General features: G+C 60.5%; 22 protein-coding genes and 1 tRNA gene. 19 read left to right on the forward strand and 4 right to left on the reverse strand.

Annotation, left to right across the window (positions count from 1 at the left end):
* Positions 1 to 14: 14 nt before the first annotated feature.
* Together RVAN_RS07020 and RVAN_RS18805 are read right to left on the reverse strand one after the other, a co-directional pair.
* The gene (locus RVAN_RS07020; protein ID WP_013419057.1) at positions 15 to 1,313 is read right to left on the reverse strand and encodes an ATP-grasp domain-containing protein; all 1,299 of its coding nucleotides are present in this window, start codon (positions 1,311 to 1,313) and stop codon (positions 15 to 17) included.
* A gap of 66 nt (positions 1,314 to 1,379) precedes the next feature.
* A complete protein-coding gene (locus RVAN_RS18805) occupies positions 1,380 to 3,269 on the reverse strand; it encodes an OPT family oligopeptide transporter (RefSeq protein WP_013419058.1) in 1,890 nt (629 codons plus the stop codon).
* 402 nt (positions 3,270 to 3,671) lie between these two features.
* On the opposite strand from RVAN_RS18805, the gene RVAN_RS07035 reads away from it, so the two are divergent.
* The 7 genes from RVAN_RS07035 to RVAN_RS07065 all read left to right on the forward strand — a co-directional run bounded on the left by RVAN_RS07035 (position 3,672) and on the right by RVAN_RS07065 (position 12,506).
* Positions 3,672 to 4,628 (forward strand): TauD/TfdA family dioxygenase, encoded by a 957-nt coding sequence (locus tag RVAN_RS07035; protein ID WP_013419059.1) that lies wholly within the window; start codon positions 3,672 to 3,674, stop codon positions 4,626 to 4,628.
* A gap of 302 nt (positions 4,629 to 4,930) precedes the next feature.
* Positions 4,931 to 5,926, forward strand: coding sequence for an iron ABC transporter substrate-binding protein (locus RVAN_RS07040; protein ID WP_013419060.1), 996 nt, complete (start codon positions 4,931 to 4,933; stop codon positions 5,924 to 5,926).
* A 58-nt stretch (positions 5,927 to 5,984) separates the two neighbouring features.
* Positions 5,985 to 7,613, forward strand: coding sequence for an ABC transporter permease (locus RVAN_RS07045; protein ID WP_155942374.1), 1,629 nt, complete (start codon positions 5,985 to 5,987; stop codon positions 7,611 to 7,613).
* Positions 7,610 to 8,644, forward strand: coding sequence for an ABC transporter ATP-binding protein (locus RVAN_RS07050; RefSeq protein WP_013419062.1), 1,035 nt, complete (start codon positions 7,610 to 7,612; stop codon positions 8,642 to 8,644). Before RVAN_RS07045 ends, RVAN_RS07050 begins: the two co-directional genes overlap by 4 nt.
* A gap of 429 nt (positions 8,645 to 9,073) precedes the next feature.
* Positions 9,074 to 9,150, forward strand: a tRNA-Arg gene (locus tag RVAN_RS07055).
* 224 nt (positions 9,151 to 9,374) lie between these two features.
* On the forward strand, positions 9,375 to 10,493 hold the full coding sequence (locus RVAN_RS07060; RefSeq protein ID WP_013419063.1) for a Fic family protein: 1,119 nt from the start codon (positions 9,375 to 9,377) through the stop codon (positions 10,491 to 10,493).
* A gap of 93 nt (positions 10,494 to 10,586) precedes the next feature.
* Positions 10,587 to 12,506 carry an AIPR family protein gene (locus RVAN_RS07065; protein WP_013419064.1) on the forward strand — a complete coding sequence of 640 codons (1,920 nt, stop codon included), beginning with the start codon at positions 10,587 to 10,589 and terminating at the stop codon, positions 12,504 to 12,506.
* Between the two features lie 26 nt (positions 12,507 to 12,532).
* On the opposite strand, the gene RVAN_RS07070 is transcribed toward RVAN_RS07065, so the two are convergent.
* Positions 12,533 to 12,766 (reverse strand): helix-turn-helix transcriptional regulator, encoded by a 234-nt coding sequence (locus tag RVAN_RS07070; protein WP_013419065.1) that lies wholly within the window; start codon positions 12,764 to 12,766, stop codon positions 12,533 to 12,535.
* A 63-nt stretch (positions 12,767 to 12,829) separates the two neighbouring features.
* Here RVAN_RS07070 and RVAN_RS07075 point away from each other — a divergent pair, with 63 nt between their 5' ends.
* The 6 genes from RVAN_RS07075 to RVAN_RS07100 all read left to right on the forward strand — a co-directional run bounded on the left by RVAN_RS07075 (position 12,830) and on the right by RVAN_RS07100 (position 18,358).
* Positions 12,830 to 13,324: a hypothetical protein gene (locus RVAN_RS07075; protein ID WP_041787325.1), complete on the forward strand. Its 495-nt coding sequence runs from the start codon at positions 12,830 to 12,832 to the stop codon at positions 13,322 to 13,324.
* A gap of 142 nt (positions 13,325 to 13,466) precedes the next feature.
* The gene (locus RVAN_RS07080; RefSeq protein WP_013419066.1) at positions 13,467 to 13,805 is read left to right on the forward strand and encodes a hypothetical protein; all 339 of its coding nucleotides are present in this window, start codon (positions 13,467 to 13,469) and stop codon (positions 13,803 to 13,805) included.
* A 318-nt stretch (positions 13,806 to 14,123) separates the two neighbouring features.
* On the forward strand, positions 14,124 to 14,513 hold the full coding sequence (gene mobC / locus RVAN_RS07085) for a plasmid mobilization relaxosome protein MobC (RefSeq protein ID WP_013419067.1): 390 nt from the start codon (positions 14,124 to 14,126) through the stop codon (positions 14,511 to 14,513).
* A complete protein-coding gene (locus RVAN_RS07090; RefSeq protein WP_013419068.1) occupies positions 14,513 to 15,721 on the forward strand; it encodes a relaxase/mobilization nuclease domain-containing protein in 1,209 nt (402 codons plus the stop codon). The genes mobC and RVAN_RS07090 overlap by 1 nt, the downstream gene beginning before the upstream one ends.
* Before the next feature lie 133 nt (positions 15,722 to 15,854).
* Complete coding sequence (locus tag RVAN_RS07095) at positions 15,855 to 17,828, forward strand: type IV secretory system conjugative DNA transfer family protein (RefSeq protein ID WP_013419069.1); 1,974 nt, start codon at positions 15,855 to 15,857, stop codon at positions 17,826 to 17,828.
* 11 nt (positions 17,829 to 17,839) lie between these two features.
* Positions 17,840 to 18,358 carry a hypothetical protein gene (locus RVAN_RS07100; RefSeq protein ID WP_013419070.1) on the forward strand — a complete coding sequence of 173 codons (519 nt, stop codon included), beginning with the start codon at positions 17,840 to 17,842 and terminating at the stop codon, positions 18,356 to 18,358.
* Positions 18,359 to 18,364: 6 nt separating this feature from the next.
* On the opposite strand, the gene RVAN_RS07105 is transcribed toward RVAN_RS07100, so the two are convergent.
* Positions 18,365 to 18,733, reverse strand: a complete 369-nt coding sequence (locus RVAN_RS07105; protein WP_013419071.1) for a hypothetical protein — start codon at positions 18,731 to 18,733, stop codon at positions 18,365 to 18,367.
* 75 nt (positions 18,734 to 18,808) lie between these two features.
* Here RVAN_RS07105 and RVAN_RS18810 point away from each other — a divergent pair, with 75 nt between their 5' ends.
* The 6 genes from RVAN_RS18810 (at position 18,809) to RVAN_RS18815 (ending at position 26,558) form a co-directional block, all read left to right on the forward strand.
* The gene (locus RVAN_RS18810) at positions 18,809 to 20,233 is read left to right on the forward strand and encodes a M48 family metalloprotease (RefSeq protein WP_013419072.1); all 1,425 of its coding nucleotides are present in this window, start codon (positions 18,809 to 18,811) and stop codon (positions 20,231 to 20,233) included.
* Between the two features lie 92 nt (positions 20,234 to 20,325).
* Positions 20,326 to 20,907 carry a beta-class carbonic anhydrase gene (locus tag RVAN_RS07115; RefSeq protein WP_013419073.1) on the forward strand — a complete coding sequence of 194 codons (582 nt, stop codon included), beginning with the start codon at positions 20,326 to 20,328 and terminating at the stop codon, positions 20,905 to 20,907.
* A gap of 364 nt (positions 20,908 to 21,271) precedes the next feature.
* Complete coding sequence (locus tag RVAN_RS07120) at positions 21,272 to 21,616, forward strand: hypothetical protein (protein ID WP_013419074.1); 345 nt, start codon at positions 21,272 to 21,274, stop codon at positions 21,614 to 21,616.
* Entirely contained in the window at positions 21,617 to 22,186 is a 570-nt protein-coding gene (locus RVAN_RS07125; protein ID WP_013419075.1) for a hypothetical protein, read from the forward strand.
* 14 nt (positions 22,187 to 22,200) lie between these two features.
* Positions 22,201 to 22,728 (forward strand): hypothetical protein, encoded by a 528-nt coding sequence (locus RVAN_RS07130; RefSeq protein ID WP_155942375.1) that lies wholly within the window; start codon positions 22,201 to 22,203, stop codon positions 22,726 to 22,728.
* A 320-nt stretch (positions 22,729 to 23,048) separates the two neighbouring features.
* Entirely contained in the window at positions 23,049 to 26,558 is a 3,510-nt protein-coding gene (locus RVAN_RS18815) for a beta strand repeat-containing protein (protein ID WP_155942377.1), read from the forward strand.
* Positions 26,559 to 26,620: the final 62 nt, after the last annotated feature.

Consider the following 26,620-nt stretch of genomic DNA (forward strand, 5'->3'; position numbering starts at 1 on the left):
TTGCTGAGGCTTCGCTATTCGATCTCGACGCCGATCCAACCCAACAATTCGTTGGCTCTGCGTTGAGCGGCGCCGCAGGTCTTCCCCGACACGCAAAATTCGACGAGATAGGCTTCGCGGTCCATCCGGTCGATTTCGCCCCCCTCAGGCACAAGCTTCCTGACGAAAACGCAGTCGGTCTGTTGCCGCACCTTGTCGATCCCGCGGTAGCGCCTCACCCTGCCCGACCTTTCCGGCTGCACCACGACGGTAACGAAGCTCCGGTTGACGCGAACCTTGTCGAGCACGGCCTTGATGCCAAGCTCATGCAGATTGACCGCGTGAATCGAAGCGACAAGGTCTGCAATCGAGCCGCCGCCAACCCTTGGATTGAACTCGACCGGCTTCATCCTGGCCGATCCCTTCAGTTCGATATGAAAGGGCGAATGCTCGAATTCCAGAACGCGAAGGAGCGACGAAACGCACTCCATGGCCTTTTCATTCGGATGATTGTTGCTGACGAGATATTCGAGGTCGCGGAAAACCGGCTCCTCCACCCTCCTCGTCTTCCGTTGCGCCACGAAATACGCGATGCCGCCGTCCGAAGTAGCGAAGCCTTCCATGCTCCGTTCCGTGCCTTCGATATAGGCCTCGACAAGCACGAAGTCGTTCACCGGGCGACGGCAGGCGAACTCCAGAAAGGGCGCGGCGACCCTGTCCCCGAACATGCCGCGCTGCAAGGCCAGCGCTTTCTCGGCGGCGCGCCCGAGATTGCGCTCGAACGCATCGTCGTTTTCGACATGGGTCACGCCGAATCCGCCCGAGCCGACCACGGGCTTCACGATCAGGCGGCCGCTCCGCTCGGCCAAAGCGCGCAACGGCGGAAATTTGCCCGGCCGTTCGATGTATCGGCGCGGCAGGAGAACATAGGGAACGTGATGTTCGGAATTCCGCAAAAGGAACCGCAAATTGGGCTTCACCGATGTCTTGACGATGAGCGAGGGCGGAACCCCGGCGGCTGAGGGAAACGCTCGCCGAAGATCGAGGTAGCAGAGCCACATACGGTCCTGCCCGTTGAGGATGGCCCTGACGTGGATGCGCCCGCCGCCGAGGACGCGCCCCATGCGGCGGATTTCGTCGACCAGCGCGCGGTGATCGCGGTTCACGTTGCCCGACCGCAGGATCAGCGCCTCGGGCAGCCAGTCGCTGTAATCGGCACCGCCGCGGTTAAGGACCACGATCGGTATCAGAGCCGCTGCCTTGGCCGCCTGGATCGCGGGGACAACCTCGCCAAGCGCGTCGTAGCCAAGTATCAGGGCCACATCCACAGCCATGTTCCGCTCTCTGCGTCAGCTTCGAAGGGCGCACGATGCGCGAAATTTCCTTCGATTTCGATAGTCTCACCTTATGTGAACGCCGACGGCCGCCAGAAGCGGGATGAGCAGCCCGCCGAGCAGCGCCTCGCCCGCGATCATTCCCGAGGCCACGGTGATCGCATAACGGTCGTAGGTTTGCCGGTGGAAACGCCTCCAGACGAAGCCCGCTACGCCGCCAAGCGCTATGGGAATGTTCAACTCCCCCGGAAGGATGAGCGCGAAACCGAACCCGGTCACGCTCGGTATCCAGCCGACCCATGCCCGGTCTGACAATTCCCTGATGACGCTGACGACGATCCCCGCAATCCCGGCGATAATGGTCGCAAGCAGCGCATATTCCGGCAGTGCTTCGATGCCCTTGGAAAGCAGCACCGCCATGTTCGCGATCTTGAGCCCCGTGGGCGCGACGAGGCCATCGCCGCCAAGGCCGTATTTCTCGATGAGGATGGGATACATGATCGCGACGGCGGCCGCGCCGATGGGAACGGTCGCAATCTGCACATAGGTGAGAATCTGCGGCGAGGAGCCGATTATCCTGCCGGTCCTGTAATCCTGGATCATCCCTTCGGATTGCGAGGTTATGTTTCCGGCGATGCCCGCCGCGATCAGGTTAGAGCTGATATGCGTCGGCCAGAAGACCGCGAACAGCGCCTGAAGCGCGTTTGCCATCGCCGAAACGGGACCGATATTGGTCTCTCCCTGCACGCGCATGCCTATGAGCATCAGCGGCAAAGACGCCAGCACCGCGACGAATGTCTGGAGATACGACATCTGGAAGAACGCATGCTGGATCACGGCGAGCAGGATTGTCAGGCACACGGCGCTGACGGCGACGGCTCTCAGCGGTATGTCCTTTTCTCTGAAACCCCGCTCGATATGGAGATCCTGGAAAATCTCCGCGATCGACCGCCATTTCATGAACAGCGTCGTGAAGGTCGCCGTGACCATGAGCGCGGTCGCGGGCCACATCACCCAGAAGACGACAATCGGAAAATACTTCTGGGCGTGCATGTTTTGCATGAGCCCGCAATGCTGCGAGATGAACAGGGCCTGATCGGGCGCGGGTTTGACGAGCGCGACGAGGGCCTGGCATCTGTCCCAATATTCGGGCGCGATCTGGCCCCGGACGATGTCGTCCCCGATCCCCGACCCGATGACCCACGGGCCGATGATGTATCCCGTCACGAGAGTGCCGAGCAGCATCGAGAGGCCGACATTAATCCCGACAAGCAGGCCGCTGCCGACGTTGAGGAAACTCCATTCGAAGCCCATGCGATAGGGCTTCGCAAGGTAAAGCGTCGGCAGCCAGCCGAGCCCTTCGCGCAACAAGACCACGCCTGCGGAAGCCACCGCCGTCAGCCCGAGTGCGCGCATCTTGTGCCGCGCTTCGCTCGGATGCGAGTCGAGAACCTCAATGGTTTCCGCCGCCGCCACGCCGCTCGCAAAGACCATTCTCGGGTCGTCGAGAATGTGCCTGCGGAAAATCACGGTGAAGACGACGCCGATCATGCCCGAGCAGGTGAGCCACAGGAACATCGGCCACGGGGCGATCTTGAGATGCATCTCGACGGTGTCGTTCAGGTCGAGATAGCCGAATGCAGCCGCGACAACGCACATGAACGCGGTCGAAGCCGCGCTCGTCCCGGCGGTCTGGATGACGTTGTTGAGGAAGCGGTTCTGTCCCCGCGTGCTGTACGCCGTGACGTTGAGGAACATCGCGCCGAGAAAGGCGGAAACGACGCTCGCGTTCGGACCGAAGCCAAGCTTGAGGACGATATAGGGATAGGCGCCCGCGACGAGCGACGAGATCAGGGCGGCGCCGATGACGGACTGCCATGTAATTGCGCGAAGCGGTGATCTGTCGGGCCGCGTAATCCGCTCGGGTATGCCAGAGGGGTCTAACGAATGATCCATGTTCCCATCGCGCGCGGCAGCTTAACCCGTGAAGCGAATTTGACATTGGAGTTCCGGTTACTGCGGGCCCTCGCTCAAATGTCAAATTCAGAAGCCCCACTGGAAGCAAAGGTTCGCTAGTGGTCTTTGTGATTCCGACATTTTCTCGCGAGCGTGCTGCAAATGGATGCAAATGTCGGAATCGAGCCATCAGGATACGCATGAAAGGTTTCGCAATGGATCAGCGCAATTCAGCTGTGCGAACGAGCTTGATTACTGCCGCCCGTAAAAAGGAATTTGAAGCTTTTGTGATTCACTGAGAGGACACGCGCGAAGGTCGATGCATGAGCGGTGCAGTTCCGTGACCTGCGGCCGGAAACGCGGCTTCGCGCAGATTTCCGCCCGCAACCGGATGTAAAAGAGATGGGCCACGAAAACCTTGGCGATGCACTGCCATATAGAGTTTCGGCGGAAGAGATGCCTTCGCCGACGCCGCTTGCCGACTACTTCGCCGCAAACGAGCCATCCCTTCGAGCGGCGCTCTACAAGCACGGCGCGATCCTGTTCCGCGGGTTCGATATCGTCGATGGGGCTGCGTTCGGAGCCGCCGCCACCGGTATGGCTGGGCCTCTCCTGGATTACCGGGGCGGCGTCGCGCGGCGGCGGCAACTTGGCCACGGCGTTTACAACTCCACGGAGATGCCCGCCGACCGGACGCTCGCGGCCCACAATGAGAAATCCTACTCCGCTTCACACCCTGATCTGGTGCTTTTTTGCAGCGTGACGGTGGCAGCCACGGGCGGGGCTACGCCTCTCGCGGATGGCAGGCGCGTCTGGCAAAGACTGAGCACGCGCCTCAAGGAGGCACTCCGAACGCGGCGGATCACATACATCCAGAACCTGCACGGGGGCGTTGGGGCCGGAAAGTCGTGGATGGCGGCTTACGAGACGGAGGATCGCGCAGAGGTGGAAGCGTTGCTGACCTCTATCGGCGCGCGCTTCCGCTGGAAGCCGGACGGCTCGCTGCATGTCGAGGAGACGGTCAGCCCGATCAAGGTGCATCCCGTGACGGGGGCCGAGGCTTTGTTCTGCCCGGCCGACACATGGTATCGCAGCACGAGCGATTTCGGCAGCGGACGAACGGGCGCGGATCGCGGGGCGGAGGAGTTCCCTCAATATTGCCGGTTCGAAGACGGGGAAGAAATCGAGCCCTGGATGGTCGACGAAATCAGGTCCGCGATTTTGGCCGAGCTTCGCGAGTTTGCGTGGCGTCGCGGCGATGTGTTGCTCGTCGATAATCGCATCGCGCTTCACGGGCGTGCTTCGTTCACCGGCGAGCGGCTGGTGCTCGTCGCCATAGCAATGGATGAACCGCGCTGATCGCAGCGCCGAGGTCGGTATCACGGGATAAGCCGGGAGCAATGTCCGGTCTTGGCCACACAAACGCGACAAAAACGCCACGCTCACGCCCGATTTACCACAAAGCCTCACGACGCGGCTCGCGTGTTTCATGACGATGCGCGGCGAAGTATATCTTGAATGCAATCTCTCCATTGAAGTCACCATGAGTAGTTTATAATTATTCTATTTCTATATTATTCTTGAGTTATAAAGGCTTGCCCCTCATCTCCGTTTGTCTTAAATGCAAGATGCATTTAGAGGTAATGACACGGGAAGCCACCATGAGAAAAACTATTTTTGCCGGCGCGCTTTCAATCGCAACGATTATTTCGGCAATCGCGGCGCAAGCGCAGGAATTGACCGTTTATTCCGGTCGCGGCGAAAGCTTCGCTGGCCCGATCTTCAAGATCTTCGAGGAGCAGACGGGGATCAAGATCAAGGCGCGTTACGGTTCCACGGCCGAATTGTCCGCACTTCTGAAGGAAGAAGGTGCGAAATCGCCCGCCGACGTGTTCCTTGCGCAGGACGCTGGCGCGCTGATCGAAAACCGCCCGCTTTTCGCCGATGCGCCGAAGGCTCTCTCCGAAACCGTGCTGCCTCAGTTCCGAAGCAACGATTCGAAGTGGCTTGCCACTTCTGGCCGCGCGCGCACGCTCGCCTACTCGAAGGAGCGCGTCAAAGGCGACCAACTTCCGAAATCCGCGTTCGACCTGACAAAACCGGAGTGGAAGGGCAAGGTCGGCTATTCGCCAAAGAACGCAAGCTTTCAGGCGTTCCTGACGGCGCTACGCGTTCAGGAAGGCGAGGAAAAGGCCAAGGCGTTCGTCAAAGGGCTCGTCGATAATGGCGCGAAGACCTACGCGAACAACGTCGCCATCGTGCAGGCCATAGCCGACGGCGAAATCGATGCCGGCCTCGTCAACTCCTATTACCTGACGCGCTTCGTCGCCCGCGATGCCAAGGTGCCGGTCGCGCAGACCTTCTTCGAGAAGGGCGATATCGGCAATCTGTTGTTCGTGTCGGGCGCAGGAATCGTCGAGACCAGCAAGAACAAGGCGGACGCGGCGAAGCTGCTGGACTTTTTCCTTAGCCCCGCCGTGCAGCAGCACTTCGCAAGCGCCATCGGCGAATATCCGGTCATCAAGGGCGTTATCCCGAACCCGACGCTGACCGGCCCCCTCGCGACGCCGACCGACTACGCGCCCAAGGTTCCGCTCGAAAAGCTCGGCGACGTCAGCGCGACCAAGAAGCTCCTGACCGAGCTTGGCCTCCTGTAACGATGAAGCTTCGGACCGAAACGGCAGGCGGGATGCGCAGCCCCCGCGCACAGGCGAGATGACAGCCCAACCGCAAGCCACCGCCGAGCGTCCGGCACCATGGATCGAGGTTTTCGGCCGTCGCCGCGCGACCGGGCGAAAACCGCCGCTGTTCCTCATGCTGCCCGCCATCGTTGCGGGCGGCATGATGCTCATCCCGCTCGTCTATCTCGTCGTTCGGGCCAGCGCCACGGAGCGCTCCGAACTCGCCGCCATCGTGCTGCGTCCGTTCACGTTGGAAGTCACGCTCAACACGCTGGCGCTCGTCGGCTCGGTGCTCGCGCTTGCGACGGCGATTGCATTGCCGCTCGCGCTCATCGTCACGCGCACGGACGTTCCGGCGAAACGCGCGATCACAATCCTCGCCACGCTGCCGCTTGCCATTCCCGGCTATGTGATGGCCTACGCATTGATCGGGCTTTCCGGCTATTACGGGCCTCTCAACGCGTTCTTCGGCCTGCGCCTTCCGCGCCCGGAAGGGCTGTTCGGCGCGGCGCTGGCGCTCTCGCTCTACACCTTCCCTTACGTCTTCCTCAACGTGCGCGCGGCGCTCCTCGGCCTCGATCCGGCGCTGGAGGAAAGCGCGCGCAGCCTCGGCCGCTCGCCGCGTGCCGCCTTCCTGTCGGTGACGCTTCCGCACCTGCGCCCTGCCCTGCTGTCGGCCTGGCTCGTTGTCGCGCTCTATACGCTTGGCGATTACGGCGCGATTGCCCTTATGCGCTACGATGTGCTCTCGTCCGCGATCTTCAGCCAATACGCCAATGCCTTCGAGGTGAACTACGCAGCGTGGCTCGCGCTGATGCTGCTCGCGATTGCGGCGGCCTTTCTCGTGCTCGAAGGTGCGTTGAACCGCGGGCGGCGTCTGGCGCGGACGGGCACAGGAACGCGCCGGAGCGTTCCCGTCGTGAGGCTCGGGCGATGGCGCTGGCCGGCGCTCGGGTTTGCCGCGCTCGTTCACCTCGCGTCGCTCGGCGTGCCCGCGCTCGTCATCGCCTTCTGGCTTTCGCGTGCTCCCGCCGATGTGGATTGGGCCAAGGTGCCGGCCACGGTGCTGGGCACACTTTCGGTCGCGCTGCCCGCCGCAGCGCTCGCCGTCGCCATCGCGGTGCCGGTGGCGCTGGTCGCAACCCGCTGGCCGTCGCGGCTGACCTACGGCATCGAGCGCATGACGTATTTCGGCTATGCCGTGCCCGCGCTCCCCTTTGCGCTCGCAACCGTGTTCTTCACGCTCGCGGTCGTGCCCGCCCTCTACCAGACGCTTGCGATCCTCGTCATCGCGCTGGCGCTGCACTCGGCGGCGCTGGCCGTCGGTCCCGTCCGCGTACGCCTCCTGCAGATCGGCCCACGCGTCGAGGAAAGCGCGCGTTCGTTCGGCTATTCCGCGCCAGCCGCCTTCCGCTCCGTGACGCTTCCGGCGCTCTCGCGAAGTGTGCTGGCCGGCGCGATCTTCGTTTTCATAATGGTCGCGAAAGAACTGCCGATAACGCTTATTCTCGCGCCCTCCGGCTTCACCACCATGGCGATGAACGTCTTCAGCCGCACGCATGAGGGCATGCTCTACGAAGCCGCGCCCTATGCCGCGCTCATGATCGCCTTTTCGGCGATATCCGTCGCGCTGATGCTCCGTTCCGAAAGGGATCGCCCGTGACCGACCTCACGAAAACCGCCGCGCCCTTCCTGCGCATCAATGGCGTTTCGAAGCGCTTCGGCGATGTGGCCGCGCTTCGCGACGTCTCGCTCGATCTTCGCGAAGGCGAGATCCATGCGCTGATCGGCCCTTCGGGCTGCGGAAAATCCACGCTTCTTCGCATCGCGGCCGGTTTTGAGGCAGCGGACGAAGGCGCCGTTCATCTTGGCCAGCGCCGCATAGACACGCTCAAGCCCGAGGCGCGCGGGATCGGCATCGTCTTTCAGGACTACGCGCTGTTTCCGCATCTGACGGTGGCGCAAAACGTGGCGTTCGCGCTGAAATACGCGGACGACGCCCGCCGGGCGGACGGGACAGCGCCGCTTCTGCGCATGGTCCGCCTCGACGGGCTCGAAAGTCGCTACCCGGACGAATTGTCGGGCGGGCAGCAGCAGCGCTGCGCACTGGCGCGGACGTTTGCCGCGGGTCCGCGCGCCATCCTGCTGGACGAGCCATTTTCCAATCTCGACGCATCCTTGCGCGAGACGACCCGGCGCGAGATCCGAGACATCTTGAAGGCGAGCGGTCTCGGCATCCTGTTCGTCACCCACGATCGCGAGGAGGCGTTGTCTTTCGCCGACCGCATAAGCGTGCTGCGGGATGGCCGCGTCGAGCAGACGGGCCTGCCGAAGGACTTGTATTTCCGCCCGGCGAATGCCTTCGTCGCGGGGTTTCTCGGCTCGACCAACTTCCTCGACGGCATTGCGGACGGGCGGAGTGCCGAAACGCCGCTCGGGCGCGTGACCCTCGACCGCCCCGCTAGCGGACCCGTTCTGCTGTCGCTGCGTCCCGAAGCGATCGGCATCGCGCCCGAGGGCGGCGGCGTGCCCGCCATCGTCGCGAGCCTCGTGTTCAAGGGGCACGACGCCTCGGCTTTCGTGCGGGTGGGCGAGACGACGTTCGAGGTGCTGATGCCAGCATCGCTCGACGTCCAGCCGGGGCAATGCGTGAGCGTCGCGGCGCGCGCGTCCGCCGTGGTGCTGAAGGAATGAGAAGGAAACCGAGGTTAGTCGCGCGCGCTCCGGGTGGCCTTTGGAGCATGCGGCGCTTCGTGCCGCCTCCATGATTACTCGGCGACCTATTTCGGATTTTGGCGCCCTGGATCGGTCGTACGGCCCGAGTGTAATACCAGCGTCCGAGGTTGGGTTGATGATCTGGTCGTTTCCGGCGACGATCCCCCAACTTGGCTTTGTTCTCCGGGCGGCTTCGGGGAAACCGGCTGTTGATCGCTCTGGCGGGGTCGCTAGCGTTTGGTAATCACGCAGCCTCATAAGATCGAGACGCTGGCGAACGCAATCGGGAGTTTCGACAGTGGAGAGACATACGCCTGTGATATATTTCTAAGTAATATCTATCGCACTTATGGCCCCTAGCCGAAGCCCTCTTGACCTTTTGTCGAACCGCGCTCTAATGAGGCTGCGGTCCTCGTAGCTCAGCAGGATAGAGCACCAGATTCCTAATCTGGGGGTCACAGGTTCGAATCCTGTCGGGGACGCCATAAAATCAAGGGTTTAGGCTCCAAGCTCTCCCTCTTCAAAGTTACAACCTACCACCGGCCTACCAAAATAAAGCGGTATCTCTGCCGGAGACGCATGACTTGTGATGCGAAAGTCGCTCGGCGATGCGGTGATTACTGCTCACATTCTCCGCAATGCATGCGGAGAATGACTTGCCTTTGCGGAGAATAGGCGCTCTTATGTCCGCATAAAGTGCGGAGATTAGATGACCTACATCCACGAGCGCAAAGATTGGCCGAACCTGACATGGGATGCGGGGAGGCTGGCTGCGCCGTTGGCACATGTGCGCCATCGACAGGGGCGGCTGATCGGCCGCATGGAAGGACTGGGCTTCCCGCTGCGCGCAGAAGCGTTTCTCCAGACGCTCACCCAGGATGTGCTCAAGTCGAGTGAAATCGAGGGTGAGAATCTCGACAAGGAGCAGGTGCGCTCATCCATTGCGCGTCGGCTCGGCATGGACATCGGCGGCCTGGTTGCTGCGGATCGCCATGTGGAAGGCGTGGTCGAGATGATGCTTGATGCCACCCAGAACTACGCCGAGCCCTTGACCGAAGATCGTCTGTTCGCCTGGCATGCGGCCCTGTTTCCGACCGGACGCAGCGGCATGACCAAAATTGTCGTCGGCGGCTGGCGCACCAACCATGCAGGGCCGATGCGCGTCGTGTCCGGGCCGATCGGCAAGGAGAACGTGCATTTCGAGGCGCCCGAGGCATCGCGTCTGCCGCAGGAAATGGCGGACTTTCTGGGATGGCTTGAGGGACCTCATCAGATCGACCCGGTTCTGGTGGCGGGGCTCGCGCATTTGCGGTTCGTCACCATTCACCCGTTCGAAGACGGCAACGGCCGCATCGCGCGCGCGATCGCCGATATGGCGCTGGCGCGCTCGGAACAAAGCGCGCAGCGGTTTTACAGCATGTCCGCGCAGATCCGGCTGGAACGCAATGCCTATTACGACATCCTGGAACACACCCAGAAGGGCGATCTGGATGTGACGCCCTGGCTCGGATGGTTCCTGGGCTGCCTTGACCGGGCGTTCAACGGTGCAGAAGCGACACTGGCCATCGTCTTGCGGAAGGCACGCTTCTGGGAGGCACAGGGCGGCCGGGCCTTGAACCCGCGTCAACAGGCCATGCTCAATCGCCTGTTCGATGGCTTTGAGGGCAAGCTCACATCCTCGAAATGGGCAAGGATCTGCAAATGTTCGCCGGATACCGCGCTTCGGGATATCGCCGAGTTGGTTAAGGATGGGGTTCTCGTGAAGGAAGCTGGTGGCGGCCGCAGCACCAGCTATGCTCTGGCTCCGGAATGGGGGGAAGAAGCATAACCAAACCGCGCCTGCTGGGGCATAGGTCTCCCCATTTATTATTTACAACTTAACTAAATAGCTCTAATGGTGTTTTATTCTTAAGGGGGAAGCATGACTGACATTGTTAGCTTTGAGGACTTTAAGGAAAGTTGGCTCGAATCCGTTACTGTCGATAACCCGACCACGGTGCAGCTCGGACAGAGGTTTGCGCAGAAGATTGTCAGCCAGTGGCTAGACACTGACGATGAGTCTTTAGATATCACTTACTGCGATGGCTCTGGTGACGGCGGTATCGATATAGCGGTTTTAGAGCGCAATAGCCCCGCTATTGCCGATGAAGATCAGGAAGGAGATACTTGGTACATCATTCAGAGTAAGTATGGTTCTGCTTTTGCAGGGACAGAAACATTGCTTCTGGAGGGCCAAAAAGTTATCGAGACGCTTTCTGGACAGAGAAATAACCTGTCATCACTTGCCAGTGGGTTACTTGAGAAATTAATCAACTTTCGCGCCAAGGCAACAGAACACGATCATATCCGCCTTGTTTACGCTACTGTGGATCCACTTACGCCGAAGCAGCAAGATGCGCTTGAGTATGTTCGCGTCATGGGGCGTGCTAGGCTGGGGCAACTTTTCGATGTCTCGGCTATCTCAATCGCCTCCATCCATGATGCACAAGCGGAAGAAGCTCAGCTCGCCACACGTCGACATCTCACGTTTCCGCTCAATGGGCATTTGACACCAGCAGGAACGGACCTATTGGTTGGATCGGTCTCATTGCCAGACCTATACACTTTCCTAAAAGCATATCAAAAGCGGACAGGATCGCTTGATCAGCTCTACGAGAAAAATGTTCGTCGGTTTCTTGGAGGGCGAGTAAAAGTCAATAAAGGGATGCAGGGAACCCTGCGCGAGGCGCCAGAAAAGTTCGGACTTTACAACAACGGAATCACCATAACTGTATCAGATTTCTATCCATCCGGTTCTGGGGTTTATGAGTTGGTGGAGCCGTACGTGGTGAATGGATGCCAGACGACGCGTTCGATTTGGGAAGTGCTTTCCAGCAAGTTGGATACTGGCGGCAGCGGAAAAAACATCAAGCTCGACGAATGGCGAGAACGTGCCGAAAAGGGATGTGTTGTTGCAAAAATCGCCAAGGTTGGTAGCGACGGAGAGGCGTTGCTTCAGGATATTACCCGTTACACAAACAGCCAAAACGCTGTCCGGGAAAAAGATTTTGTTGCAATAAATCAAGGATTTAAAACTTGGCACAAGGAGCTTGCTTCAGAGCAATACAAGCTTTTCCTTGAGATACAGCGCGGCGGTTGGGATTCGCAGCGCGCATTCCAAAAACAAAATCCAACAAGTCGGCAGTTTACGCGTTTTGCAAGCGCCCTTGACCTTACAAAAGTATATGGAGCTGGCTGGCTCGCCGAGCCTGGCCTTGCTTTCGGAAAAAATCCCCCGTTTCTCCCAAGTGGAAGCGTGTTCAATAAAATGATCGCGGAGCGTCCAAGTGGTCCCCAGTTTGGATCTCGCGAGCTTTATGCTGCCTATCTTTTACTAGAGTCTGGCCGGAAGATGGGATTTGGGCGTGGCGGCATTACGTCAAGGCGCCAAACCAAATTCTTATACTATTTCGTCCTGATCAACTTGCTGCGCGATGTGTTACAGAAAGAGCAATTATCTTCCACCTTGGTGGATATCACCGAGGCGGTGATAAAATTGTTGGAAAAACAGAATGACGCGGGTACCTCTCTGGAAGAGATCGCTGCGGCGCTTATCGACAGTTACATGACCGAGAGTGATGAAAATAGCGTTTTCCACGAGGAAAAGTTTCGTGACGGTAACGGCTTCAATTTCGATCTGAACGGATTTTTGAAGTGGGAACAGCTTGGAAGAAGCTTGGAGCAGACAGCCTGCTTGCAGGCGCAACTATTCTTTCAAAAGCAATTCATGGGTATGAGCCATTCTGGTGGCCGTACGGTAAGGAAGACGTTATCGGACTATCTCAAAGCAAATAATGCTTAAGGCGAAAGCCACGAAGAAACACAGGATCAGCTCCGCCCATACTCCGACGTCGAATTAAACCCGAACTGGGTGAACCACGCTTCCAGGTCTTCCTTGCGATAGACGACCTTTGACCGCTTGCCCGGCCCGAGCTTGAAGTAGCGCGGGCCGGTGCCGGTCACGCGCATGTCTTCGAGCGTGCGGGGTGAGAGGCGCAGGAACGCCGCCGCTTCGACGGTGGTGAGAAGGCCGGAGATTGCGGAGAGCGGGTGATCGCTCATTGCGTCCTCTAGAAAGAATCTTTATTTCTGATTCTTAGCAGGCCTTTACCACAGGTGGAAGCGATGTCGAAGGTCGACGAAGAGTTGCGCCGCGCCATTTCGCGGGCGAGCGCGGAGTTTTTCGAGGCGCGCGACCGGCTGGAAGAGCTGTTCCCGCAGCTGCTGGGATCGAGATACGACCCCGTCGGGCTCACCGAGGAGTTCGGTGCCACCTACACAGAATCCCTGGTCAGCCGGGATCCCGTCAAGTTCGGCCTTTCGGAGACCGAAGCGAGGGAGGCGGCGTTCAACGTGGAGTTGCGTAAGCGGCTCGCCGCTTTCGTCACCGCGCAGGACAGGCTCGATACGTTGACCCTGGAGGACAACATGCGCCGTGACGTCACCCACGACGGGGAGCGGGTCATGGCGATCGATGGTGAGCTTGCCACCCTCGACATCATCAGACGTACGATGTCACGCAACGGTGAGGCGCCCGAGCCGCTGGTGCTGACCGAAGGGGCGGGACCGGAGCATGGTGCCACCCGTTCCCGCCGCCGAGACCGGGGGCGGAGTCGCTAGTTTACTGAGACCTGCATGGCACCACGGTGCCCGGCTTTCTTCTTCGTTTCAGGACCATGCTGTCAGGATAGGACGTATCACGACTGCTTGTTAGCTTGGCACCAAGGTTGCGTGGTTCTGTTGAATGCAGGAGCATGGCGCCATGCTGTTCGCACACCAGATTGATGGACGGGACCGGGAGTGTATCTTCGTGCTGCCGATGGGTTCGGTGGTGAGCTACTTCATGGCCGAGGGCAGCTGCATGCGGCTGCATATCGAGGCGGGTCTTTGTGCGTATGAGGACGAGTTTGAGGCCAACCGGTACGCGGTGCGTGAGGCCGTGCTGGCCGAGGCGGCGCGGCGACTTGGGGTGCCGCTGTCTGAGGTGCTGCTGCTGCCGTTCGAGCGGTTGAAGGCGGTTTGCGACCGTGAGGCCGTTTGCGGCAACCCCTGGGGCATCCGCAGGCGCGCCAGAAACCGTTCTGCGTCGTTTTGCCGATAGGGAGTGAGTTCCCCGTCAGTCCAGTTGAATCTATGCCCGCAGGGGTAAGCAGAGGCTTTCGCATCACCGGCCGACAAATCCTCGGGGGTGCGGGGGCAGACAGCCCCCGCCGTGATCTTTCAATCGTGGCACCTTGGTGACAAGCTTGGCGTTATTTTGGGCAGTGCGTCTGGTACGAAGAGTCGGGGAGTCGGTATCGTTTGTGTAAGGGAGCAAGCAATGCCTTTGTGCCCAAAAATGGGCTCAAAGGCCCGCGCATTCGCCTGTGGCTCAAGCGCAGTTGCTTGCCCCTCAAACGCCGGGGAGGCTTAACGAACCATGCCCGCGAGGGGATACCAGAAACCCGATCCCGTGGACCGGCGTATCCGGGTCCAGCTGACCGATGCCCAGGCGGAGAAGCTTGCGCGACTGTCCGATGGAGCGGGCGTAAGCCAGAGTGAATACATGCGGAGCCTCCTCGATGGTGTGGGCGCCGCCACGCCGAAGGAGCCGCCAAAACCGAAGCGGGCTTCTCCCGCGATGCTGAAGCTCGTTGAGATTCACGAGTTGGCGATGCAGGTGAAGAAGCTCGGCACCAATGTGAACCAGCTGGCGCGGCAGGCCAACACCGGCATGGTGCCGCTGACACGGCGAGAGATTGAAGCGATGCTGGCCCAGCATGAGGCGCTCCTCAAGGCCGCCATCACCGTCATCGAGGCGTCGCTCTGATGATTGGCAAGGTGCCGGATCAGGGGAAAAGCTTTCGCGGCGTCGTGAACTACCTCCTGTTCGGCAAGAAGGATGAGCCGTCGCCCGAACGCGTGGCGTGGGTGGAGACGCGGAACCTGCTCGTCACCGATCCGAAGAAAGCGGCGACGCTGATGCGGCTCACGGCGCAGAAGTCGAAGCGGGTGAAGACGCCTGTCTACCATTACGTCATCAGCTGGCGCCATGACGAGGCCCCGACAGATGACATCATGCGGATTGTGGCTGATACCACCTGTCAGGATCTGGGCCTTGATGAGCACCAGATGCTGTATGTCGCGCACCGCGATACCGATCACCGCCACGTCCATATCGTCGCGAACCGCGTCCATCCGGACACGGGTCGCGCATGGAAGAACAGCCACGACTACCGCCGCATCGAGTGCTCGTTGCGCCGCCAGGCCGAGGGCATGGGGATGGACTATGTGCCGGGGCGGCACAACGATCCCGAGCGGTTTCACGGAAAGTCACGGGCTCCCGCGAATCCGGAGCGCCAGCGCAACAGGCGCCTCAAGCAGCGCGACCTTCCGCGCTTTGATGAGGCAACGCGGTCGAAACACCGGGAACGGCTGCACCAGTTGGTACTGGGTGCCTCCTCATGGGCAGACCTCGATAGTCAGCTCGCGAGCGAGGGATTCGCGGTGTTGCGAAAGGGGCAGGGGTTGGTGCTGGCCGATGCAAGCGGCACCATGAAGCTCTCTGATCTTGGGAGGGATATCCGGCTCAAGGGGCTGGAGGAGCGGTTTGCAGGCAGCTTTGCCGATCACGAAGAGGAACGGAAACAGCAGCAGGCCATGCAGAAGGCGCTCGTGCCGTCACGTCCGAAGACGGTAGAGCGCCAGCCGGAGCCGCCCGCCGACAAGCCCGCAGAGGTCCCGCCCCCCGGTCCGAAGCCCAAAGAGCCAAATCAGAGCGCCGAGCGGTTCGAAGCGCTGAAGGACGCGGGCGATAAGGCCGATATGACGTATTCTCTCTACAACATGGGCCTCGCTTCCCGCGAGCAGGTGAAAAATGCGGCGCGAGAACTGAAGCAGGCGCGGGAGAAGCTGGACGAGGGCAGGCCGCTTATTGAGCAACTCACGAGGGACATGTTCAAGGAAAAAGAGCTCGAACCGGAGCCACGGGCTGAACCTTCGCGGCAGCGGCGTCGTGATCGCGGGCGGGGGCGGTAATCATCATGCCGGGCGGAGCCGCAGCCGCTGAATTTTGAGGATAGCCGCTTTTCGGAAAGGAAAAGCCGATGCGAATCATCGCGCGCATTGGTTAAGTTGACGCTACCAATGGTTGCGAACTTTCCGGGATCCGATGACGCCCTCTCTTTTCCTGTCCTCGCTTGATGCATTGTTGAACGACCCTGCGGGGCGGATTTCCGCGCCCGTGGCGGATATCCTTGCGACAATCCCCGACAGGCAGCTCCAGAAGATCTTCGACGGGGCGCTTGGCGAGCATCCGATGGTGTCGAAGGAGGACATCCTCGGTCCCATCGGCGCGAGCGGCGTCGGTATCCTGACGTATTTCCTCGGTTCTGCGCAGAGGGGGTACGATCGCGGCAAACGGCTGAAGCTGGAACGGATCATCCGGAGCTATACGGTGTCGCGGCCGTCCATTTCGCTGACGGATCAGGAGAAGGGGCTTGTGCGCGGCATGGCGGCGCTCAGGGCCGGTGAGCATATCAGCGGGCGGGAGTATGAGGCCTTTCTCGCTGAGTTTGCCTATGGTGGCGGGCAATGCGCCGTCATTGCAGACCCCCATTGGCAGGGCGAAAAGCACGAGCGCGACGCAAATCAGGGGCTGCATGCTGTGCTGCGGGTCATCCTCAAGCCCTATCAGCAGTTTCTGGCGCAGACAGCCAATACGGTCGCGGGTGCCCGGCACGTGACGTCGCCCGCCGGTTCTGAAATCGGCACCTTCCTCAATCAGGGCAGCCGCTGGTTCGAGCACACGGCGCCGAGCGGGACGTTCACGACCGCGTCCAATATGGGCGACCTCACCATCGGCTGGACACCGGACGGCAAACCGTTCCGCTATGGCGGCGACGAAAGCCTCATCACCATCGCGGCGCCCGGAACCGGCAAGAGCCAGGTGCAGGTGATCCCGAATCTTCTGTCCTATCCGGGCTCCGCCTTCGTGCTCGACGTGAAAGGCGAGCTGTGGGAGGCGACGGCGGGCTACCGCGAGAAACATTTCGGGCCGGTCTACCGCTTCGCGCCCACCGACCCGGCAGGCAACACCCACGCCTATAACCCGTTTGATTTTGTCAGTGCCGACCCCATTCAGGCGGCAGTGGACTGCGAGCTCATCGCCAGCCAGATCATCGCGCCTGACGCGGGCGGCAAGGATCCGTTCTGGGACAACCGGGGCCGGGATTACCTTTTTACCTTCGCGCTCGCGGTTGCGTTCTCCGAACCAGCGGAGCGGCGCAATCTGGCGACCGTGATGGAGATGCTTGCCGTCCCGGTCAACTTCCCGGACGGTGTGGCCGACGCCGCCTACTGGGCTTCTCCCACGCCGAAGCTGATGGCACGGCTGAAGGCGCTGGCACAGCATTACAACATCCCGGCACTGGCGGATAATGCGGTGGCCGTGGAATCAAGCCTCAACGACCGCATCGACGGCGTATTCGACGCGGCGCGCCGCTATCTTTCAATCTTTTCCCGGTCGGTTCGCTTGCGGGCGGCGATGGCGCGCTCGGACTGGACGCCGCTCGCCTTGCGCGAGCAGCCGGGGACGACAGTCTATCTGTGCCTGAGCGGCGACGACATCGACACCTACACCCCGATCGTGCGGCTCATCATCCAGCAGCATGCCAATCTCCTGCTGCGTCATACGGTCGGGAGCAGGCTTCCGATCACGTTCTTCCTCGACGAATTCCCCCAGCTCGGCAACATGGCGAGCATCCTGCGTCTTCTCGACGTGGGGCGCGGCGCCAAGCTTCGCCTGTGGCTGTTTGCGCAATATCTGGGGCAGCTCCGGGATACCTACGGCAAGCGCGCGGATGGTCTCATCAACGCCTGCCGGGTGCGGAGCTTCATGCAGCCCGACAATCAGGCCGCAAGCTTCCTTGCACCCCAGCTCGGCACGGTGGTCCACCTGTTCAGCGGCGAGAAGAAGCCGCTTGCAGAGCCTTACGAGCTCATGGGCCGCGCTTATGCCGACAAGATCATCGTGACCGCGCGCGGCCACGACCCGGTGCTCCTCGACAAACGCTACGCTTACCGCGACTTCGCGGACGAGATGGCGCTGTCTCCTCCCCGCATCCGTCTTTCCCAACAGGCATAGGATGACCCAGAATGGAGAACGACCAGCGCCGTCAAGGGCGGCTACTTGCCTTCCTCAATCCGGACAAGGAGCCGGGTGATGCCCGACCCGCTTTCAGCGGCAGCCTCACCCTTCCGGATGATGCGAGCGAGCGGCGGATTGCTCTTTGGGCACACACTACGAAGAAGGGGCACACGCTTCTTGCCGGGCGGGTAAGCCAGAGCGCGCAGGAGCAGATCGCGGCGCTGTTGCGTCCGGTATCCGCCTCGGAAACCCTTATTGAAGAGGCGCAGTCGGACGGGAAGGAATTTGCGGTCGATCCGGGAGAGGTGCTGCTGTTCGCCAACATCCGGAAAACCCCGGAGCACGCCCAGGCCCCGGATTACTGGGGCTATTTCAATCCCGGCAACGGCGAAGCCCTGATGCGGGTGAGCGTCTGGGCGAAAACGGATGCGCGTGGCAAGGCGATGCTGTCAGGCGCGCTTGATGTGCATGAGCCCGCGCGGGATTTGCAACGGCAGCGGGAGCGTCATCGTGGGCGGAGCCGCTGAGCGATGCTAGCGGCTGCGGCCTCGGCCGCGCCTGCGGGACGGAGTGTCGGGCGCTGGTTCCGGCCCATCGTCGAGGCTGCGGATCCTGCCCTGCACGTCTTCGAGTGCGCGGGAGAGCGCATAATGCATGACACCCTTGAGGAGCCTGTCGTCGACATGCCCCGCGAGCTCGGTGAGCCGCGTCCATTCCTCGGGTTCGGCGGCGTCGACAATGCGGTCGAGGGCTTCCTTTGCGGCGTCACGGTCGATGCCCTCTTCCTGCGTGAGCCCCTGCCAGCGGGCATAGGCCAGCACCGCCGCATCGGCGTTGGGGAGCTGTTCCTTCGCCTTCCGGCGCTTTTCGACAAGGTCAACCAGTGCGTCGCGGGACCACATGCCGGGCCTCCGATGGATTTGAGCCAAACGTAACATAGCCCTTTTCGCACGCGAGTCATTTCCGAGGATTGTCCAATGACTTCGTCTCAACCCCTTGATTACCGCAAGCTGTGGCTGCCTGCGTGGACCATTCCGCTTCAGCTCACGGCCGCGTTCGCGGCATCGCTCTATGCCGTGTTGTCCTCCATGCCGCCGGTCAAACCCTGCTTTTACTGCACGCCGCAGCCGTTCCCCGCCCTGTCGACCGCGCTTCAAGTCGCGCTTGTGGTCGGCCTCGCAGGGCTTTTTTTCGGGTCCGTCCGGAACGGCGCCATGAAGGGCAAAGCGGCAAGAATGTTCGGGGTCATCTACCTGTCCCCGTCAGATCCCCTGACCAAGCGGGTCCATGACCTTGCCCGCAAGCTCCAGATGCCGCTACCCACCGTTGGAACCGTGTCCATCGCCAATGCCTTTGCGGTTGGCTCCAGTCCCCACGATGCTGCCGTGATCATCGGCCAACCGCTGCTTGGCAGACTGACCGAAAAGGAACTGGACGCCGTGATTGGCCATGAACTCGGTCACATCGCCACCGGCGACATGAGCCGGATGCAAATGGCGGCGGGCTTCCAGTCCATGTTCGACTGGGTGTTCAAAATCATCGGCTTCGGATTGATGATTGCCCTGTATTTCGCGGCCTCCGTGTCCGACAAGCGGGCGCGTGATGCCGAAGGCGGTCTCGTTATCGGCCTTGGTCTTGCTGCTCTCGGTCGCCTTACGGTGGGGATCGCTTCGGAGCTCCTCACGCGGCGCCTGTCCCGCTCGCGGGAATTCTACGCCGACGCCATCGGGGCGTCGCTCACCAGTCCCGACGCCATGCAGAACGCGCTCAGGAAGGTCGAGGGACTCGGCGGCGAGATGAGCCCGCGTGAGAAGGAATACAGGACCCTGATGTTCCGCGCATCGTGGGCGGGCGGCCTCTGGGCCACCCATCCGTCGCTGGAGCAGCGCATTGTGGCCTTGCAGAGAGGAACTTACACGCGTGCCATCGAAAAGGCGGGGGAGCGTATTGACGAGGCAGCGGCGCTGGTGGGCAAGGTCGCCGCCGGGCTGGAGCCCGGAAAGCTTGCGGCGAGGGGACGGACGGCACTGGACGCCGCCGAGCCGCATCTTTCCGCGCTGTCGCAAGGGATATCCTCGGGCGCGCAGGCCGCGAGTTCGGGGTTGCGGGGAGTGTTGGAGGCTTTGCCGCGTCCCCGGTTGCCGTCGTTGCAGGCATTGCGGGTGTTTGTGCTCTACCCGGTTCTGTTTGTCGGCGTTGCCGCGTCGGTCGGTGCGCTGTCCGTTTGGATGAGTGCTGCCTCGGTCGTGACACCGGCTGTCGCACCCGTTCCATCGTGGTCAACGACAACCACGGTAAAGGAAAGCCTGAAGCCTGAGCCTGCTACGCCCGTGGCAAGGAGCGGCAAGGGCTCCCCTCATGTGCCACCCCGGCCCCCCGGAGCCAAGTCCAATAATCTATAGAACTTATCAATAATGCGGCTATCCTTCGGTCATCTGCCGCGACAGTAGGAACAGGAAAGGTCGGCGGCGTTTACACGCATCATGGAGGACCAATGAGCAAGATTGTTGATGAAGTTCTTGAATCCAATCGCGCCTATCAGGCGGAGTTTGGTGACAAAGGCAGCCTGCCGCTGCCTCCGGGCCGTCATTTTGCGATCCTGACCTGCATGGACGCCCGGCTCGATCCCGCGAAATATGCAGGGCTTGCCGAGGGCGACGCGCATGTCATCCGGAACGCGGGCGGGCGGGCGAGCGATGACGCCATCCGCTCGCTTGTCATCTCCTACAAGCTTCTCGGCACCCGCGAGTGGTTCGTCATACATCATAGCGACTGCGGGATGGAGCTGTTCACCAACGAGGTGATTTCGGAGCTCCTGCATGACAGTCTGGAAACCGCGACCATCGACGAGAACGGCTGGCATGATCACGGGCACGGTCCCGGCTCGGATGAAGGCAAGTACATCAACTGGCTCACGATTTCCGACCAGAAGGCCAGCGTGGTCGAGGACGTGAAGCGCATTCGCAGCCATCCCCTCGTGCCGAAGGCCATTCCCGTTTACGGCTACGTCTATGACGTCCATACCGGCGCTTTGATTGAGGTTCCGGAGGCGACGGAAGCCGGTCGGGCCTCCTAGAGGTTTGCTGGCGGCTTCCGTGACGCGGGAGCCGCTTTCTTAGGCAGATCCGTTGCCCCGCACGCGTGCTCTTGGCAGTCTCCTTTACAAAAAGGAGAACAAAAACAATGAGCGAAGCGCCAGCACGCGGCAATTTCATTGCCGGTCTCAATCGGGGCAAGGAGATGGGATCGAAGGATCCTGATTTTACGGGTCGTCTCGGCGTTCCCGGACGCGAGCATGAGCACCGGCTCGTGCTGTGGACGCACCGGGACTCCCGGGGGCGGGCCTATTTTGCGGGATCCATCAACGGGCTTCCCATTGACGGCAACGCTCTGCGCAGATCGAGCGGCTGGCCGACCAGCACCAGACCGCAACCGGGGAAGTGCTTGAGGTCGCGCCGAACCTTGAGCTCGGGCCGCGTCAGGTCATCCTGTTCCCTAACGGCTTCAAGGAACCGCAAGCGACCGACACGCCCGAAGAGGCGGAAAAGCGGGCGAAGCGGCCTGATTTCTGGGGGCGGTTGAATCCCGGCGACGGCACGCCGGGTGTGGGCCTGTCGGTCTGGCTTCGGACGGACCGCTACCAGAACCCGCTGCTGACCGGCAGCACGAGCTATCCCATTCCGGGCCGGACGGATGGGCTTGATGAGCAGGCTCCCGACCAGGCACCCGCCGAGACGGTTCGCCGGAGCCGTCGCCGTTCGGCTGAAGAGGGGGTGGAACGATAGGTGTCTGACGGCACCGCCCGCTATCTCACCGAGCGGGCACTGGCGGAGCTGGAGAAGTTCCGGGGGCGATTGCGCCGGTCGGTTCTCGATGAAACCACAGCCCTATCGGCGGCGCTGGTGCGGCAGTTGCCGGAAGCTGGGATGACCTTGAATGGCAGGACCGCGCCGCCCGCGTCTTGGACGGGGCGGATGCTTACCCTCCATGTGTTCGTCAAGCGAACCCGCGACAGCCTGCTTCTCCTCAGCCATACGATGCTCGACCAGACCGCGCGGCAGGATGAGGACGGGCGTCCGTTCGGCTGGACGTGCTCTCTCCGGCAGGAGTTGCATGGGGCCGATCTTGCCGTTCTGCGCGCACGGGAGATTGCGGTCACCTATTCCGGGGCGCTGGGGGATGAGCCGCTGCCGGTGAAGCTTTCGGAGGCGGCGCAGGAATTTGCGGCTGCGCTGGAGGCCGGGCGGTTCGCCATCGGGGTTTCCGGGCTGGTGCAGGAGATGATGACCGCCGCGCGGCCTCTTCTGCCCCAGAAACCCGAGCACCGTTCCGGCAGATCCGGGCGCGGGCGGTGACGGGGCTGTGCCGTGTGAGTTCGCATCGTCACCTCAAGGGCCGCACCATTCTTTACCGCCCCAAAACGGACTTCGTTGACGCCATGACCGAGGCGCTATCGCTGCAACTCCTCCATCACTGGATGGCCCGTGAGCCGCGTCCGTTCAGGGTGCTCGCCAGTCCAACGCTGGAGGAGTTCACGGCTGCCACACGCCACATCTACCGGACGCCGGATGAGCGGCAGCGGCATTGGCAGAGCTTCTTCACGCAACGCCTGCACTCAGCGCCCGGCAAGCTGCAATCGCTCGTGCAATTCCATCCTGCCCTTGCCGAAGCGGCGGTTTCGCGGCCGCAGCTTTGGCGCATCGTTGCGCATTGCAGCGCGTTCCCGACGCCGCTCACGTGGCGGTTGATGGATCAGCCCCTACAGGAGATCTACATCGCACGAATGCCGTACGGCATGATGGACATCGGCGTGCAAACCGAGATCACCGCCCGTTTGCATAAAGGCGTGGAGCGGCTTGATTACCGTTTTGCGACGCTGGACGAAAATGCACGGTAACCAGCCAAGCTCGGGACTCACCAAAAAACTGCACCCGGAAGTGGCAGGCTGCCGTTTAATGCGAGCCGCCCCGCTGGCGCTCGCGGGTTCGGGCGGCTCGAAAACGGTCACTGGGGGGATGTCCACATTTGCAGCCCCCCTCGTCTTTCCGGATAGGAGAAGTGGCGCAAATGCGGCTCTGTGTCCGGTAGCCCGATGTCCGGCTGGCAGCGTGAGCACACCCCCTTACTTGAAAAACTCACAGAAAGAGGTGTTTGCGGGCGATTGTGTACTAAGCTGCGGCCATGAACCGATTTGGGCTGGCTATGTGTGCGGCGCTGGTGCTGGCCAGCGGTGCCGCGCATGCCGATTCTTGGGGTCAAATCCCGTTTATTTCTGCAACGCTTGGCGATATGCCGAACCGCCTGTGTATGGGCGCCCCGGACCCCGCTCATCAACACGACATCGGCTGCCCGAGCTATTCCCCCTACCTCACCAGCGGCGGGTTGCTGGGAGTGGGGACGTCTTCGCCTACGGCGACATTGCAGGTGTCTGGAAGCTTTATTGTTTCTACCAGCGCGCAAACCACTAATCCCAGTCTGTATGTGGGGACGAATGGGAATGTGGGGATTGGGACGACGGCACTGGCAGAAAAGTTGCGTATAGAGGGCAATATCAAAATGCCCGCGAATTCTTACATCGACTACGGGAGCAATTGGGCAGACGGAACTTTTTCGATCAGGAACTCGGGAACTGATATTCTTACAGTTGGTAGTACGTCCCAATTCACTTCGCATCTACCGATAAGGACTAATGACGGCGATATCTTTTTGCCCGGTTACGGTTTCCGAGACCAACAGGGCGTGGGTATGCGGCGCATAAGCTCCAACAAGCTCGGCCTCCTTACTAATTACGTTGACTGGTTAGTTATCAATAGCACCGGCAACGTCGGCATTGGCACGGCCACTCCCACCACAGCCCTCGAAGTCTCCGGCACCATCAGCGCCACAAACCTTGTGATCAACGGCGTCCCCATCACGGGCGGAGCGACCAGCAGTGACCGCATTACCAGCAACACCGACAACGTCACGGTCAACGGCACCACCCACACCATCAGCTTCACCACCAACGGCAGCGTGGCGAACTATTTGGATTCCTCCGGCCGCCTCGTCACTACGGGGATTTCCGTCACCACCAACCAGCTTTCGGCGACGACTGGATATTTTTCGGGGAATGTGGGGATTGGGGTGGCTCCGACAGCATCCGGAACTTTACATGTCAAGGGAACGATTTACCGATCTAATGGAGCTTATGAATCGACCATTGATAGTTCGGGCTTATCCATTAGCAGTCCAAATGGAACATCTTCTAACATTAGATTTACCCAAGTTGGAATTTCTGACTGGACAATAACTAATAAAGCTGGAACTGGAAGTTTGGCTTTCCAATTGTCAGGTGTGCCTCTAATGGAAATACTTCCGAGCGGCAAAATTGGCCTCGGAACCATCACCCCCACCACCGCGCTTGAAGTCTCCGGCACCATCAGCGCCACGCACTTTGTGGGTGATGGTAGCGGCCTGACCGGCCTTGCCGCCAGCGGAGACCGCATCACCAGCGGCACCACCGCCGTCACAGTTAACGGCGCCACCAGTACCATCAGCTTCACCACCAACAATGTCGTGACGGGGTATGTGGATTCCTCTGGCCGACTCATCACGCCGGGCATTTCCGTCACCACCAACCAGCTTTCGGCGACGACGGGGTATTTCTCGGGGTATGTGAACATCGGCAATGCCACGTCAGGAAAGCTTGGATGGAATGGTAGCCTTAATAACTCCATATCGTTTTCACCTGGTTATACGAAAATAGCAGGCAATCCTTACATCCAACTGGGCAGTGATAGCGTATGGAGTCTCTTGGCTTATCCTACGAATACGAGTCTCAATGCTGGTGTTTTGATTCGAGCTCCAGTTGATGATAAGCCCGCGCTAGTAGTTTTTCCGAAGAATCCGACACACACCGCTGATCTGCAACAGTGGCAGGATAGTAGTGGCAATGTGTTGGCTGAAGTTACGAATAGTGGAAGTCTCGGCATAGGCACCACCACCCCCACGGCCACCCTGCAGGTCTCCGGCAGTTTCATCGTCTCAACCAGCGGCCAAACCACCAACCCCAGCCTGTATGTGGGGACGGATGGAAATGTGGGGATTGGAACGGCTATTCCATCTACCACTCTATCTGTGAGCGGTACGGGCTCCTTTGGAAGTATCATAAGCTCATATGGGCTTTTGGGTAGTCTGAACAATAGCACTGGGCTTCTGCTTTCGTTAGGCGGTAACAGTGGCGGATCCAGCAGTATCGTCAGCGTACTTGGCAGTGCCAGCAATCGTCAGCCAGCTTCCGCAATTACCTTTGTGGGGACTGGCAATGTCGGTGGTTGGCAAGGAGGCGAGATCCGTTTCCAAACCATTCCTGCCGGTGATAGCAATAACTTACGCGATCGCCTTACCATCAAATCAGATGGTACCATCGGCATAGGCACTACAGCCCCCAACGCCAATCTCGAAGTCTCCGGCACCATCAGCGCCACGCACTTTGTCGGAGACGGCAGCGGGCTGACCAATCTTTCGGTGCAGGGAGACCGCATTACCAGCGGCACCACCGCCGTCACGGTGAACAGCGCAACCAGCACCATCAGCTTCACCACCAACGGCAGCGTGGCGAATTATGTGGATTCCTCCGGCCGCCTCGTCACCACCGGGATTTCCGTCACCACCAACCAGCTTTCGGCTACGACTGCGTATTTCAGTGGAGATGTAGGAATTGGTTCGGCATTCGTGGTTCAGCAATCGCCAAATAACACAGGAACAGATAACTTCTATGCGGGTCACCAAGCTGGAGTACTGAACACGTCCGGCTATCATAATGCCGGGGTGAGTGAGCGGGCACTCTCAGCAAATACAACCGGAAACGAGAACACGGCGTTCGGGTATATTGCACTTGGGCTTAATACAACGGGATATTGGAATACCGGCCTTGGCGCGGGGGCGAACTACACCAATGTTTCCGGCAGCGAGAACACGGCGGTAGGCGCTGATGCGCTCAACAAGAACCTGGCAAATAACAATACTGCGGTCGGCTCGCAGGCGCTTGCAGCGAATACCACTGGCACGCTGAACGATGCCTTCGGACGAAATGCACTCAAGGCAAACACAACTGGCTCGAACAATGCCGCGTTTGGGGGTGGTGCACTAGGTAGTAACGTCGATGGTTCTGGTAACATCGCCATAGGTTCAGCTGCTCTAAACGGAAATATTCATGGTAATACAAACGTTGGGATTGGAATTTACTCTCTTCTTACGTCTACCGGAAACGACAACATAGCTATTGGCAATAGCGCTGGTTCTAACCTTACGACCGGCAATGCCAATATCCTATTGGGGTTCAATGTCAATGCGCCAAGCAACACAACCTCCAACTGGCTTAATATAGGTAACATCATTTCTGGCAGTATTGCCACTACCGGTGTCATCGGCTTCGGCGGCAGCGTAACCGTGGCAGGAACAGTTTCCGCAACCCGCTTCGTGGGAGACGGCAGCGGACTGACCGGCATTGCCACCGGCAGCACCGACCGCATCACCAGCGGCACGGCAAGCGTGATTGCCAACCAGAACACCGGCGTGAGCGTTTCCGCGCCGATGGATGTTTCAGGGAATGTAGCCGTCTCGGGAACGGTCAGTGGCAACGCCATGCAGCTTACGGGAGCAGGAACGCCAACCTGCGACGCCGCCCATAAGGGGCTGGTGTACTACAATGACGCCGCAGGCACCATAGAAGTGTGCCGCCCGTAGCTTTCAACCCCTCTTCCTGCCCGAACAATCGCCCGCGACAACGGTATTCATGCGCGGCAGGA

It is taken from the genome of Rhodomicrobium vannielii ATCC 17100 (assembly GCF_000166055.1).
GTDB lineage: Bacteria > Pseudomonadota > Alphaproteobacteria > Rhizobiales > Rhodomicrobiaceae > Rhodomicrobium > Rhodomicrobium vannielii.

Bases quoted from the DNA above. Each gene is read 5' to 3' on its own strand.
- RVAN_RS07065 (WP_013419064.1), top strand. From the start codon at position 10,587: ATGACTGACATTGTTAGCTTTGAGGACTTTAAGGAAAGTTGGCTCGAA.
- RVAN_RS07080 (WP_013419066.1), top strand. From the start codon at position 13,467: ATGCTGTTCGCACACCAGATTGATGGACGGGACCGGGAGTGTATCTTC.
- RVAN_RS18805 (WP_013419058.1), bottom strand. From the start codon at position 3,269: ATGGATCATTCGTTAGACCCCTCTGGCATACCCGAGCGGATTACGCGG.
- RVAN_RS07090 (WP_013419068.1), top strand. From the start codon at position 14,513: ATGATTGGCAAGGTGCCGGATCAGGGGAAAAGCTTTCGCGGCGTCGTG.
- RVAN_RS18810 (WP_013419072.1), top strand. From the start codon at position 18,809: ATGACTTCGTCTCAACCCCTTGATTACCGCAAGCTGTGGCTGCCTGCG.
- RVAN_RS07035 (WP_013419059.1), top strand. From the start codon at position 3,672: ATGGGCCACGAAAACCTTGGCGATGCACTGCCATATAGAGTTTCGGCG.
- RVAN_RS07105 (WP_013419071.1), bottom strand. From the start codon at position 18,733: ATGTGGTCCCGCGACGCACTGGTTGACCTTGTCGAAAAGCGCCGGAAG.
- RVAN_RS07070 (WP_013419065.1), bottom strand. From the start codon at position 12,766: ATGAGCGATCACCCGCTCTCCGCAATCTCCGGCCTTCTCACCACCGTC.
- mobC (WP_013419067.1), top strand. From the start codon at position 14,124: ATGCCCGCGAGGGGATACCAGAAACCCGATCCCGTGGACCGGCGTATC.
- RVAN_RS07095 (WP_013419069.1), top strand. From the start codon at position 15,855: ATGACGCCCTCTCTTTTCCTGTCCTCGCTTGATGCATTGTTGAACGAC.
- RVAN_RS07040 (WP_013419060.1), top strand. From the start codon at position 4,931: ATGAGAAAAACTATTTTTGCCGGCGCGCTTTCAATCGCAACGATTATT.
- RVAN_RS07075 (WP_041787325.1), top strand. From the start codon at position 12,830: ATGTCGAAGGTCGACGAAGAGTTGCGCCGCGCCATTTCGCGGGCGAGC.
- RVAN_RS07020 (WP_013419057.1), bottom strand. From the start codon at position 1,313: ATGGCTGTGGATGTGGCCCTGATACTTGGCTACGACGCGCTTGGCGAG.
- RVAN_RS07045 (WP_155942374.1), top strand. From the start codon at position 5,985: ATGACAGCCCAACCGCAAGCCACCGCCGAGCGTCCGGCACCATGGATC.
- RVAN_RS07060 (WP_013419063.1), top strand. From the start codon at position 9,375: ATGACCTACATCCACGAGCGCAAAGATTGGCCGAACCTGACATGGGAT.
- RVAN_RS07115 (WP_013419073.1), top strand. From the start codon at position 20,326: ATGAGCAAGATTGTTGATGAAGTTCTTGAATCCAATCGCGCCTATCAG.
- RVAN_RS07100 (WP_013419070.1), top strand. From the start codon at position 17,840: ATGGAGAACGACCAGCGCCGTCAAGGGCGGCTACTTGCCTTCCTCAAT.